Annotated in this window: 10 protein-coding genes; 5 read left to right on the top strand and 5 right to left on the bottom strand. The window is 73.6% G+C overall.

The features are described 5' to 3' along the window. Window positions 1-84 precede the first annotated feature (84 nt). Window positions 85-273, bottom strand: coding sequence for a hypothetical protein (locus ACWEGE_RS04495; RefSeq protein WP_449659011.1), 189 nt, complete (start codon window positions 271-273; stop codon window positions 85-87). Window positions 274-400: 127 nt separating this feature from the next. On the opposite strand from ACWEGE_RS04495, the gene ACWEGE_RS04490 reads away from it, so the two are divergent. Together ACWEGE_RS04490 and ACWEGE_RS04485 are read left to right on the top strand one after the other, a co-directional pair. Further along, the gene (locus ACWEGE_RS04490; RefSeq protein WP_449659010.1) at window positions 401-1,120 is read left to right on the top strand and encodes a FadR/GntR family transcriptional regulator; all 720 of its coding nucleotides are present in this window, start codon (window positions 401-403) and stop codon (window positions 1,118-1,120) included. 77 nt (window positions 1,121-1,197) lie between these two features. Then, entirely contained in the window at window positions 1,198-3,048 is a 1,851-nt protein-coding gene (locus tag ACWEGE_RS04485) for a transglycosylase domain-containing protein (RefSeq protein ID WP_449659009.1), read from the top strand. A 1-nt stretch (window position 3,049) separates the two neighbouring features. Here ACWEGE_RS04485 and ACWEGE_RS04480 read toward each other — a convergent pair whose 3' ends face one another. Beyond that, window positions 3,050-3,706, bottom strand: coding sequence for an O-methyltransferase (locus ACWEGE_RS04480; RefSeq protein ID WP_449659008.1), 657 nt, complete (start codon window positions 3,704-3,706; stop codon window positions 3,050-3,052). A gap of 71 nt (window positions 3,707-3,777) precedes the next feature. On the opposite strand from ACWEGE_RS04480, the gene ACWEGE_RS04475 reads away from it, so the two are divergent. Together ACWEGE_RS04475 and ACWEGE_RS04470 are read left to right on the top strand one after the other, a co-directional pair. Then, window positions 3,778-5,100, top strand: coding sequence for an aminotransferase-like domain-containing protein (locus ACWEGE_RS04475; protein ID WP_449659007.1), 1,323 nt, complete (start codon window positions 3,778-3,780; stop codon window positions 5,098-5,100). Window positions 5,101-5,196: 96 nt separating this feature from the next. Beyond that, on the top strand, window positions 5,197-6,342 hold the full coding sequence (locus tag ACWEGE_RS04470; RefSeq protein ID WP_449659006.1) for an FAD-dependent oxidoreductase: 1,146 nt from the start codon (window positions 5,197-5,199) through the stop codon (window positions 6,340-6,342). On the opposite strand, the gene ACWEGE_RS04465 is transcribed toward ACWEGE_RS04470, so the two are convergent. The 3 genes from ACWEGE_RS04465 to ACWEGE_RS04455 form a co-directional block, all read right to left on the bottom strand. Continuing rightward, window positions 6,339-8,117, bottom strand: coding sequence for a hypothetical protein (locus ACWEGE_RS04465; protein WP_449659005.1), 1,779 nt, complete (start codon window positions 8,115-8,117; stop codon window positions 6,339-6,341). The genes ACWEGE_RS04470 and ACWEGE_RS04465 overlap by 4 nt on opposite strands. A 316-nt stretch (window positions 8,118-8,433) precedes the next feature. Beyond that, window positions 8,434-10,413 carry an SDR family oxidoreductase gene (locus ACWEGE_RS04460; protein WP_449659004.1) on the bottom strand — a complete coding sequence of 660 codons (1,980 nt, stop codon included), beginning with the start codon at window positions 10,411-10,413 and terminating at the stop codon, window positions 8,434-8,436. A 59-nt stretch (window positions 10,414-10,472) separates the two neighbouring features. Next, entirely contained in the window at window positions 10,473-10,673 is a 201-nt protein-coding gene (locus tag ACWEGE_RS04455) for a hypothetical protein (RefSeq protein WP_449659003.1), read from the bottom strand. A gap of 205 nt (window positions 10,674-10,878) precedes the next feature. Here ACWEGE_RS04455 and ACWEGE_RS04450 point away from each other — a divergent pair, with 205 nt between their 5' ends. Next, window positions 10,879-12,102 (top strand): NAD(P)/FAD-dependent oxidoreductase, encoded by a 1,224-nt coding sequence (locus tag ACWEGE_RS04450; RefSeq protein WP_449659002.1) that lies wholly within the window; start codon window positions 10,879-10,881, stop codon window positions 12,100-12,102. Window positions 12,103-12,116: the final 14 nt, after the last annotated feature.

Below are 12,116 nucleotides of genomic sequence, written 5' to 3'. Positions count from 1 at the left end.
GCTGGTGTTACAGCGAGTTCGCAACCGGGACAATCGGATCCCGGTGACAGCTCCACCGGCTAACAGTGGCCGGGTACGGTCAGGTCAGTCCCGGCGGTCCTCCGGCTCCACGGCCAGTTTCAGGCCGACTTCGACCAGCCGCCAGCCCAGCTGCTGCTTCCGCGTTCCCGGGTGGCGGCTGGGCCTCGCGCGGCCCGGTGGGCGGTTGCGCACGCCGTGGCGCAACTCGTTCTCTCGTTCGTGGACCAGGTCCTCGGCCATCAGAAAGTGCACCGGATCGCCCCCTGCGTCGATGTTCGGTGTCGGTGGTCCCATCGTCGCCGAGGGTGGCCGCCGGGGGCCACCGGTTTTCCGCACCGCGAACACAGGGTGATGGCCGGGCAGCGCCTAGACTCGCGGGATGGAGTCGACCTCGGTGGTGAACGCCGGCGAAGCGCTGTTCCGGCCGGTGCGCACCGGCAACGCCTTCGAGGAGACCGTCGAGCGGCTGCTGCAGGCGATCCGGCTGGGCGTCGTCGGCGCGGGGGAGCGGCTCCCGTCCGAGCGCGAGCTCGCCGAGCGGCTCGGCGTCAGCCGCGTCACGCTGCGCGAGGCCATCCGGGCGCTCTCCGACGCCGGTTACGTCGAGTCACGGCGGGGGCGGTACGGCGGCACGTTCGTGCACGACACCCTGCCCGCCCCGCCCGAGCCCGGCGGCAAGGTCGACTCCGTCGCGCTGGAAGACGCGCTGAGCCTCCGCTACGTCCTCGAGACCGGCGTCGCCGAGATGGCCGCCGCGCGGTCGCTGAGCCCGGCCGACCGGCAGCACCTCACCGGCACGCTCGCCGAGGCCGCCGGCGCGGACCTCGACGACTACCGCCGCAAGGACTCGCGGCTGCACCTGGCCATCGCCGAGGTGACCGCGTCCGGCTCGCTGACCACGGCGATGGCCGACGCCCGCACCCGCGTCAACCAGCTGCTCGACCGGATCCCCCTGCTCCCGCCCAACCTGGAGCACTCGAACGCCCAGCACGAGGCGATCGTCGACGCGATCCTGGCCGGTGACGCGCCCGCCGCGCGCCGGGCGATGGCGGAGCACATCGAAGGCACCGCCTCGCTGCTGCGCGCGTTCCTGTCCTGATTTCGACAGATTCAATCTTCACGGGATTCGAACAACCCTCCGCCGAACTTTCTCACCCGTCCGGCCGTCATCCATTCGTGACCTTGCCGACCGAAGAAACCGCGGAAGCAGCCGAACCCCGCCCGCCGAGGTGGCGCCGCGCCCGGCGCATCGCCGGCTGGACGTTCGGCGTCCTCGTCGGCGGCCCGCTGATCGCCTTCTGGGTCGCCTACCTCGTGCTCGACGTCCGCAGCCCCCAGGAGGTGCTCGCCGGGCTCGGCAAGACCGTCGTCCTGAAGTACGCGGACGGGTCCGAGCTGCTCAAGGTGATCCCGGCCGACGGCGACCGGACGTTCGTCCCCTACAGCCGGGTGCCCGCGAAGCTGCGGGACGCCATCATCGCCACCGAGGACCCGACCTTCTGGGACAACCAGGGCTTCGACCCGACCGGCATCGGCCGCGCGTTCCTCACCGGCGTCGGCGGCGGGTCGGGGATCACCCAGCAGTACATCAAGAAGTCCACCGGCGACGAAGAAGCCACCCTCTGGCGCAAGTTCGCCGAGCTCGTGCTGGCCACGAAGATCACCCAGGAACAGGGCAAGGAGCAGATCTTCGAAAGCTACGTCAACATCATCTCCTTCGGCCGCGGCACGTTCGGGCCCGCGGCGGCGATGAACGCCTACTTCGGCCGGAAGCTCGACGACTCGATCACCTGGAGCGAGGCGGCCTTCCTCGCCGGGATGATCCAGTCGCCTTCGGTGCACGACCCCGCCGCCTCGGGCGACCTCCACGCGGCCCGGCGCTGGCAGTACGTGCGCGACAAACTCGTCAGCCGCGGGTACGTCCAGGCCGGCGAGCCGATGGCCTACCCCGGTGCCGGGATCCAGCCGCCGTCGGAAACCCGCGCGGGCCGCGTCACCTACGACGAGTTCCACGTCAAGCAGCAGGTCCTGGCCGAGCTGGAGCAGGACGGGTTCCCGCTCAGCCGGCTCCAGCAGGGCAACATGACGGTCGAGACGACGCTGGACCGCAGCCGGCAGGACGCCGCGAAGAAGGCCCTGCGGGACAGGCTCGAGAAAGAGCCGAAGGAGTTCCGCGGGGCCGTCGTCGCGGTCGACCCGGCGTCCGGGGCCGTCCGCGCCTACTACGGCGGCGACCAGGGCGTCCGCGACTACGCTGGTACCTCGCACCCGCTCGGCACGGCGTTCCACCCGTTCACCCTCGCCGCGGCGCTGAGCCGCGGCTACGTCCCGGACCAGCCGATCCCGTCGCCGGCGAAGCTGGAGTTCCTCGGCGAGAACTTCCAGTACCCGGACGTCTGCGGACCGAAGTGCACCCCGCGGTCGGCGATGGCGGCCCACGCCGACGGCCCCTTCATCGGGCTCGCGAAGCGGCTCGGCCCGGAGGCGCTGAGCGACGCCGCCCGCCGCGCCGGCATCCCGGACGCCGTCGACGGCGTCCCCACCCTGCGGGAAAAGGACGGCTTCCTGATCGGGGCGGGCATCGCCATCGGCCGCTACCCGCTGCGGCCGCTGGACGTGGCCGGGGCGTACGCGACCTTCGCCGCCGAAGGCCGGCGTGCCACCCCGCACCTGGTCGCGAAGGTGCGCGACGAAAGCGGCTCGGTCGTCTGGGAACACCGGGACACCTCGAGCCCGGCCTTCGGCGACGACGACACGAGCCGCCGCGTCGCCGTCGAAGTCACCGAGACGCTCCGCACCGGCGGCGGCCCGGCCGCGCTGCGCACCGGCGAAGCCGAGCACGGCAACAGCCCGGACTTCCAGGACGCCTGGGCCGTGGGCTACACCCCGCAGCTGGCGACGGCGGTCTGGATCGGCTCCGACGACGAGCGGCGGCTCAAGGACGCGGCCGGCCGGAAGCTGACCGGCGACGTCGTCCCGGCCGACGTCTGGCGCGCGTTCACGGCGGCCGGGCGGCCGCCGCGCTGACTCACCGCACCAGCGCCAGCACGAACCCGTCGTGGCCCTTGCCGCCGACCGTCTGGACCGCGGTCGCGTCGATCCGGCCTTCGGTGGCCAGCAGGTCGAACATCTCGCGGACACCGCGGACGTTCGGGTCGTCGCTTTCCGGGTCGGTCACCCGGCCCTGCCGGACGACGTTGTCGACGACGATCACCGTGCCCGGCCGCGCCAGGGCCAGCGAGGCGCGCACGTAGTTCGCGAGGTTGGCCTTGTCGGCGTCGACGAACACGAAGTCGAACGGCCCCGTCAGCGTCGCCAGCGTGTCGAGCGCGGCGCCGACGCGGATGTCCACGACGTCCTCGCCGAAGCCGGCCCGAGTCAGGTTGGCCTTCGCGACTTCGGCGTGTTTCGGCTGGTATTCGCAGGTCACCAGCTTTCCGCCGGCCGGAAGGGCGCGGGCGAGCCAGATGGTGCTGTACCCGCCGAGCGTGCCGATCTCCAGGATCGTGCGCGCCCCGGCGAGCCGGGCCAGCAGGTGGAGCAGCTTGCCCTGGTTGGGGGCGACGGCGATCTGCGGCAGCCCGGCGGCGTCGGCGTCGGCCAGCGCCGAGTCGAGCACCGGGTCGGGGGCGAGCAGCGCGCCTTCGAGGTATTCGTCGACTTCGGTCCAGGTCTTGTCGGTCATGGCACCTCCACTGCCAATTTAGCCCTGATGGGATCATGCCGGTCGAAGAGAATTCCGGCGGAAAGGCAGGCATGGACGACTACCGCGTCGTCGCGGACGCCATCGCCGCCGACATCGAGGCCGGCCGCCTGCGCCCCGGTGACCGGCTCCCGCCGCAGCGCCGGTTCGCGCGGCAGCGCGGGATCGCCGGCTCCACCGCGGCCCGCGTCTACGGCGAGCTCGTCCGGCGCGGCCTGGCCGTCGGCGAGGTCGGCCGCGGCACGTTCGTCCGCGCGGCGAAACCACCGCCCGAACCCGCGCTCGCCGAACCCGGTGGGGCCCGCGTCGACCTCGAGCTCAACTTCGCCGTGCTGCCGGCGGAGTCGGCGCGGCTGGCCGGTGCGCTGGAACCGTTGCTGCGCCCCGACGTCCTGACCGCGGCCCTGCACCCGATCGGCGCCGCGGGCACCCGGGCGGCCCGCGAGGCGGCGGCCGGGCTGCTCGCCCGCGGCGACTGGCGCCCGGACCCGGCGGCGCTGCTGTTCACCGGCAGCGGCAGGCAGGCACTGGCGGCCTCGATCGCCGCGTTCGTGCCGGTGGGCGAGCGGCTCGCGGTGGAATCGCTGACCTACCCGGTGGTGAAGGCGCTCGCGACCCGGCTGGGCGTGGAGCTCGTGCCGATCGAGACCGACGAGTCCGGGCTGGTCCCCGAAGCGCTCGCCGCGGCCGGACCGGTGCGCGCGCTCTACGTCCAGCCGACGCTGCACAACCCGCTCGGCACGACGATGCCGCCGCGGCGGCGCGCCGAGCTCGCCGAGGTCGTCGCCCGGCTGGACCTGCCGGTGGTCGAGGACGGCATCTACACGTTCCTGCGCGACGAGGTCCGCCCCTTCGCCGCATACGCGCCGGAGCGCACCGTGTTCGTCGACAGCCTGTCCAAGCGGGTCGCGCCGGGCCTGACCGCAGGCTTCCTGGTGCCGCCTCCGGCCTGGACGGCCCGGCTGGCGTCGTCGGTGCGCTCGGGCGCCTGGGCCGCGTCCCGGTTCGCCGTCGAGGCGGCGACGCAGTGGATCGTGACGGGCACCCTGGCGGAGATCGAGGCGGCGAAACGCCGGGACGCGGCCGCGCGCGCGACCGTGGTGGCGGAGAAGCTGCCGGGCCTGCGCGGCGATCCGGCGTCCTACCACCGCTGGTGGGAGCTGCCGGAGCGGTGGCGGGCGGAGACGTTCGTCGCGGCGGCGGCCCGCCGGGGGATCGCGCTGTCCCCGGCGGCGGCGTTCGCGGTGCTGCCGGGCCACGCGCCGAACGCCGTCCGGCTCGCGGTGTCGGCCCCGCCGGTCGAGACGCTGGCTTCGGCGCTGGACGTCCTGGCCGGGCTGGCGAGCGGCAGCCCGGACGACCTGCTGGCGGACTGACAGCGCCTGCCAGTGGGGTGCCAGCTCCGTGTGCGGTCCGCGCCAGCGATCTTCGCCAGCCTTCGGGTGTCGCACTCCCAACCCGAAGGAGCTCCCATGCACGTCACGATCATCGGCGCCGGCCTCGGTGGCCTCACCCTCGCCCGCGTCCTGCACGTCCACGGCATCCCGGCCGTGGTGTACGAAGCCGAGTCCTCCCCGATGGCGCGGATGCAGGGCGGGATGCTCGACATCCACGACTACAACGGGCAGGTCGCCGTCGAGGCGGCCGGGCTCGTCGACGAGTTCCGAAGCCTGATCCTCGAGGGCAGGCAGGCGATGCGGGTGCTGTACCCGGACGGCACCGTGCTGGCCGAGCGGCCCGACGACGGCCGGGGCGGCCGCCCCGAGGTGCAGCGCGGCGAACTGCGGCGGATGCTGCTGGACGCGCTGCCGCCCGGCACCGTCCACTGGGGACACAAGGCGACGGGCGCCCGCACCCTCGGCGACGGCCGCCACGAGGTGACCTTCGGCGGCGGCGGCACGGTCGTCACGAACCTGCTGGTCGGCGCGGACGGCGCGTGGTCGCGGATCCGGCCGCTGCTGTCGGCGGCGAAGCCCGAGTACGTCGGCGAAGCCTTCGTTGAGTGCTACCTGTTCGACGCCGACACCCGCCACCCGGCCGCCGCGAAGACGGTCGGCGGCGGCTCGATGATGGCACCCGCCCCGGACCAGGGGATCCACGCGCACCGCGAGAGCGGGGACACGCTGCACACCTACGTGTCGCTGACCCGGCCGATGGCGTGGTTCGAGGCGATCGACTTCACCGACCCGGCCGCGGCCGCCGCGCGGGTGGCGGCGGAGTTCGACGGCTGGGCTCCCGAGCTCACGGCGCTGATCACCGACAGCGACGCCCCGCCGGTCCTGCGGCCGCACCACACCCTGCCGATCGGGCACCGCTGGGACCGGGTCCCGGGCGTGACGCTGGTGGGCGACGCGGCCCACCTCATGCCGGCCAACGGAGAGGGCGCCAACCTGGCCATGCTTGACGGCGCCGAGCTCGGGCTCGCGCTGGCCGCCCACCCCGGCGACGCCGAAGCCGCTTTCGCCGAGTACGAGCGGGCGATGTTCCCCCGCAGCGCGAAGGTCGCCGCCGAAGGCGCCGAATTCGGCGACCTGCTGGCCGGGGTGGCGAAGGAGGACACCGCGCGGGTGCTGCTCGACGCGTTCGCGGCGTTCACCGGCGCCGTGCGGGAGTCCTAGGGTGCGTACTTGCCGACGAAGCTGCCGCAGGTCACCACCCGGCCGGTGAGCCGGGCCTGGATCGCCTTCTCCAGGCCCAGGTAGTCGAACACCGGCGTGTCGGGCGGGATCGACTCCGGGACCGGGCCGCCGGTGGCGAGCGTCCGGATCGAGTCCGTCTCGAACAGGACCAGGTAGCCGCCTTCGCGGTTCAGCTCGTCCGCCTTCGCCAGCATGCGCTCGGGCGCGTCGCCGACGATCTCCAGTGGCAGCGGCCATTCCAGGGGGAACGGGTTGCGGAGGCCGAACGCCGGGTAGGCGAACGGGCTGTCCGGCAGGATCGCCGTCCGCGCGGCCGGGAAGCGGTCCAGGCAGCCGCGGATCTGCCGGACGAAGGTGAACGTCGAAGGGTTCGTGCGGATCCCGGCCATCGCCGGGGTGACCGCGCCGAGGTCCTCGGTCAGCCGGTCGTGGCCGAGGTCGAGGTAGGCCGCCTGGTCGTGGCGGGCGACGACGACCCAGCCGCAGACCGCCACCGCGGTCAGGCCGGCCGTCGCCGTCACCCAGCGGCGGACCGGCCGCGGGCGGGGCGGGACCAGGTCGCCCAGCAGCAGCAACGCCGTCAGGGCCAGGGTGCCGGTGAGCAGCGTCGGGGTGTCGTTGCCCCACGACAGGCTGGTCATGAACCCGGTCGCGAGCACGAGCAGGCCCGCCCAGGGGACCTGCCGCCGCACGGCCGCGTTCACCGGCACGCCGACCGCGACGATCCACCACAGGACGTCGGCCCAGCGCGAGGAGCCGGTGAACCGGCCGTCGACGACGGTCCACACCACCGCCGCGGCGCCGGCGAGCACCAGCACCCAGGACGCCACCCGCCCGATAGGCCCGAGCCGGTCGCCGGTCAGCCGGACGGCCAGCAGCACCACGGCGATCGCGGCGAAGAAGGCCAGCTCCCGCACGGGGGCCTTGGTCAGCACCTCCGGGTCGTCGAGCCACAGCCCGAGCAGCCGCTCGCCGTAGGCGGGCACGCCGCCGGTGAGCTGCTGGACCATCTCCGTGAAGCCGCCGCCGAGGCTGACCCACGTCACGTACGCCAGCCCGGGCGCGCCGAGCGCGAGCAGGTCGAGCACCAGCCGGACCGCGCGGCGCGCGCCCGCCCGCGTCGCCGGGTGCAGCAGCAGCCAGCCGACGCCGATCACCGCGGCCAGCACGAAGCTCTGCTTGACGAACACCGCGCAGCCGAGCAGCGCCAGCCCGCCGCGGCGGGCGAGGGCGTGCTCGCCGCGCAGGCCGGCGTCCAGTGCCCAGGCGCCGCACGCGGTGAGCGCGATGCCGTCCACGGTGTGCCAGGCCATCAGCGGGAAGGCGTTGAGGTTGATCAGCGACGCGGCCGCGACCAGCGCCGTCATCCCCGGGCCCCACTCGAGGACCCGGCGCCGGGTGACCAGCGTGGCGAACGCGATCGTGGCCACGATGATCTCGGCCATGGACAGGAAGCTGGAGCCGAAGAACAGCGGCATCGGCAGCGCGAAGTCGGCGACGTGCAGCACCGCGGACCCCAGCGGGCGGGCGGAGATGATGTCCGCGTGCGGGACTTCGCCGTGCAGCACGCGCCACGCCTGGGCGAGGATGAAGCCCTGGTCGGAGGGGTGGAAGCCGAAGCGGCCGACGCGGAGTTCAGTGGCCAGCGCGAGTGCCAGCACCCAGCCGGCGTGGATGCCCCAGCGCAGCCGCGGCCGGGCCGGTCTGCCGGGCGCCGGCGGGGTGGCGACGTGCGCCGGACTCGCCACGTCCACGCCCCGCCCGCCTTCCGCTCCCGATCACACCCGGGAAGCGATGGTAGCGGCGCGGTGCGCACCCGGCCCCGTGGACCGGTGCGAACGCCACCCCGGAAGCCCGGGGCGGCGTTCGCCGGACGTCACCCGAGGGTGCGTCTCGCGGTGCCGATCACGGCCGTTTTGTCGGTCGCGGCGCTGCGTTGCCCCGCGCTGGATACGCTGAATACCGGCATTCCGAACTCCCCAGTTGAAGCCCGTACGGGTGTACGGGACTGGCGCGAGGGTAGAAGTACCGTCGCCGGCGTGCCACCGTTTCGGCGGAATTCGCTCCGGATCAGGCACGACGGCGCCAGATCAGCCGGGTCACCGTCGCCGCGACCGACGACGGCGCGGACCGGCGGGGCAGGCCGCGTGCCTCGGGTGCGGACTCCGGCATCGCCCGGTAGGCCAGGTGCGCCGCCAACCGCGCGAGGCGGGGCGCGGCGAGCGTCGCCAGTTCGGCGGCGCGCCCTTCGGGGAGGCTGAGGATCTCCGGCCGTTCCTCGCACGCCTTCACCACCAGCGCCGCGGCCCGTTCGGGGCTGCTGGACGGGATCCCGCGGTAGCCGGTCGGCGCGATCATCGGCGTCCGCACCAGCGGCATCCGCACCGAGGTGAACGTGACGCCGTCCGAAAGCGTCTCGCGCCCGGCCGTCAGCCCGAACTCCTCGAGGGCCGCCTTCGACGCCAGGTAGGCCGAGAAGCGCGGGGTGTCGGTCTGCAGGCCCTGGGTCGTCACGTTGACGACGTGGCCGAACCGGCGCTGCGCCATCGACGGCAGGAAGCCGAGGATCAGCCGCACCGGCCCGAAGTAGTTGATCGCCATCGTGCGCTCGAAGTCGTGGAAGCGTTCGGTGGACAGCGCGACCGAGCGCCGGATCGACCGGCCGGCGTTGTTCACCAGCACGTCCACCGCGCCGTGGTCGCCGAGCACGTCCTTGACCAGCGCGTCGACGGCGTCGCCGTCGGTCAGGTCGCACGGGTACGCCGCGGCGGTGCCACCCGCGGCGAGGATTTCCGCCCGCACCTCTTCGAGCTCCGAAGCACGGCGGGCCACGAGGATCACCTTCGCGCCCTTGCGGGCCACGGCGAGCGCCGACGCGCGGCCGATCCCGGAGGACGCGCCGGTGACCAGCACCGTGCGCCCGGCCAGGCCGTGGGTGCGGCGCGCCCGGTCGGGGTCGAGGTGCGCCTGCCAGTACCGGTAGAGCGGCCCCGCGTAGTCCCGCAGCTCGGGGAGCTCGATGCCGCTGCCGAACAGCGCGGTCGTGGTGCGGGCGGTGTCGAAGTCGACGGCCATGGTCAGGTGCGGCAGCACGGCCAGTGGCACGCCGAGCTCCTCGAGCACGGCCGCGCGGGCGCCGCGGCCGCCGGGCACGCGGTCGATCCCGGCCGCGGCCGCGTGCGCGAGCCGGGTGCCCACCCGCCGGACCGCGCCGGACGGCCTCTTCGGCAGCACGGCCCGGATCACCGGACCGCCCGCGGCGCGCGCGAAGGCGTTGTAGACCGAGTTGAGCGGCTGCGGGCGCGCGGCGGCGAGGTGGTAGGTCGTCCCCGAAGGCGCGTCCCGGTGCATCAGGAACTCCATCGCCTCGACGACGTAGTCGACCGGCACCAGGTTCGTCGCGCCCAGATCGGGGGCGGCCAGCGGGAGCCGTCCGGGCAGGGCCGCCAGCCGCGAAATGGCGGGCAGGAAGTAGTAGGGCCCGTCGACCTTGTCCATCTCGCCGGTGCGCGAGTCGCCGACGACGGCCGAGGGCCGGTAGACGCGGAAGGGCAGGGACTGCTCGCGGACGAGCTTCTCGGCCTGGAACTTCGTCGCGTGGTAGGGCGAGCCGAAGCGCTGGCCGAGGTCGAAGTCGGTTTCGGTGAACCGCCCGGCGTGGTCGCCCGCCACGGCGATCGACGACACGTGGTGCACCAGCCCGGCTCGCGCGGCGGCGGCGAAGGCCAGCAGGTGGCGGGTGCCCTCGACGTTGGCGCGCCGGTTGGCGTCTTCGTCCGCGGTGAGGTCGTAGATCGCGCCGAGGTGGACGACGTGGTCGAGGTGGGGCAGCTGCGCGGGATCGGCGCCGAGCCGGGGTTCGGCGAGGTCGCCGAGCACCGGGTGCAGCTTGTCCGCGCCCGGCCGGTCATGGGCCAGGGCAGCCAGCCGCTCGCGGGACGTCTCCCGCACCAGCGCGTAGACCGCGGAGGTCTCCGGCCGCTTCAGCAGCCGCGCGACCAGGCGTTTCCCGATGAAGCCCGTCGCGCCCGTCACGAAGTAGGTCGTCATGGCCGGTCCCTTCTCGTCGGGGCCGACTCTAACCTACTGGAAAGTAGGAACGATAGTTGTCAGTGTTCCGAATCGTCCGCCGTCGCCACGACGGCATCCCGCAGGGCGGCCCGCAGCCGTCCGACGTCGAGCGGCCCGAGCACCGCCGCTTCGCCCGGCGGCGCGACCAGCACGACCTTGTCGTTGCTGACGAACACCGTCACGTCCCTGCGCCTGCCGGCCAGATCCCGGCAGCCGATCGACCACTCGCCCCGACTCATGGTCGCCGCCCTCGCTTCCTTGTCGCGGTCGTGCTCCGTGCGAGGGTGGGAGCGGACCCCGGCGGCGCTATGACGCGGGTTCACCCGATCTGCCTACTCGCGGGTTTTGTCTTGCGCTTTCCGGGTTTTCGGCGTAGTCCACGGGTCGTGGCGCGGCCGGTTCGGGAGTAGCGTCCGGATCAAGAGCCGTTTCTGGGAGGTATGGATGTCGGAACCGCGGAAGATCGTCATCGTCGGTGCGGGCCTCGGTGGGGCGTCCGCGGCGGCCGCGGTGCGCGAACGCGGTTACAGCGGCGAAATCCTGTTGCTGGGGTCGGATCCGCACCGCCCGTACGAGCTGCCGCCGCTGTCGAAGGGCGTGCTGCTGGGCAACGCCGACGAGCCCGACTGGGTGCACGAAGAGAAGTTCTACGCCGAGAAGGACATCAGCTTCAGCTCCGGTGTCACCGCAACCCGGATCGAGCTCGGCGCGCGCCTGGTGCTCGACGACGCGGGCGGCGAGCACCGCTACGACCGCCTGGTGCTGGCAACCGGCTCCCGCCCGCGCCTGCTGCCGGTGCCCGGCGGCGACCTCCCCGGGCTGTACACGCTGCGCACCCTCGACGACGCGCTCAAGCTGCGCTCGGCGTTCGCGGCGGCCGACCGCGTGGTGATCGTCGGAGCGGGCTGGATCGGCTCCGAAGCGGCCGCGGCGGCCCGCACGCACAACGCGGAGGTGACGGTCGTCGACCCGGTGCCGGTCCCGCTGGCGAACGTCCTGGGCGAGACGGTCGGCGGCGTGTTCCGCGACCTGCACGTGTCCCACGGCGTGCAGTACCGCCTGGGCGAGCAGGTCGCGGAGATCACCGGCGGCCCGGACGGCGTCCGCGGCGTCCGGCTGGGCAACGGCGACGAGATCACGGCGGACGTGGTCCTGATCGCGGTCGGCGCCGCCCCCCGGGTGGAGCTGGCCCACGCGGCGGGCCTGGAGCTCGCCGACGACGGCGGGGTGGCGGTGGACGCGGGCCTCCGCACGGCGGCCCCGGACGTGTACGCGGTGGGCGACATCGCGGCCCACTTCCACCCGCGGTACGGCCGCCGGGTCCGCGTGGAGCACTGGGCGAACGCCAAGGACCAGGGCGCGCACGTGGCGCAGAACCTGCTGGGCGAGAACGAGCCGTTCCTGGCTTCGCCGTACTTCTTCACCGACCAGTACGACCTGGGCTGCGAGTACCGGGGCCTGGCCGACCCGGCGTCGGACGAACTGGTGGTCCGGGGAGATTTGGCAGCCCGCGAGTTCACGGCGTTCTGGCTCCGCGACGGCGAAGTGGCGGCGGCGATGAACGTGAACATGTGGGACGACGGCGACGCACTGGGAGCCCTGGTGGACGGCCGCACGAAGGTGACGGCGGACCAGCTCAAGACGGCCGACCTGGCTTCGCTGGTGTAGGGCCGGCCAGCCTT

Source organism: Amycolatopsis sp. NPDC004747 (assembly GCF_053601335.1).
This window is presented reverse-complemented; position numbering and strand designations above follow the sequence as displayed.

Coding starts and splice junctions, on each gene's coding strand:
- ACWEGE_RS04450 (WP_449659002.1), top strand. CDS start 10,879: ATGTCGGAACCGCGGAAGATCGTCATCGTCGGTGCGGGCCTCGGTGGG.
- ACWEGE_RS04470 (WP_449659006.1), top strand. CDS start 5,197: ATGCACGTCACGATCATCGGCGCCGGCCTCGGTGGCCTCACCCTCGCC.
- ACWEGE_RS04490 (WP_449659010.1), top strand. CDS start 401: ATGGAGTCGACCTCGGTGGTGAACGCCGGCGAAGCGCTGTTCCGGCCG.
- ACWEGE_RS04475 (WP_449659007.1), top strand. CDS start 3,778: ATGGACGACTACCGCGTCGTCGCGGACGCCATCGCCGCCGACATCGAG.
- ACWEGE_RS04460 (WP_449659004.1), bottom strand. CDS start 10,413: ATGACGACCTACTTCGTGACGGGCGCGACGGGCTTCATCGGGAAACGC.
- ACWEGE_RS04455 (WP_449659003.1), bottom strand. CDS start 10,673: ATGAGTCGGGGCGAGTGGTCGATCGGCTGCCGGGATCTGGCCGGCAGG.
- ACWEGE_RS04480 (WP_449659008.1), bottom strand. CDS start 3,706: ATGACCGACAAGACCTGGACCGAAGTCGACGAATACCTCGAAGGCGCG.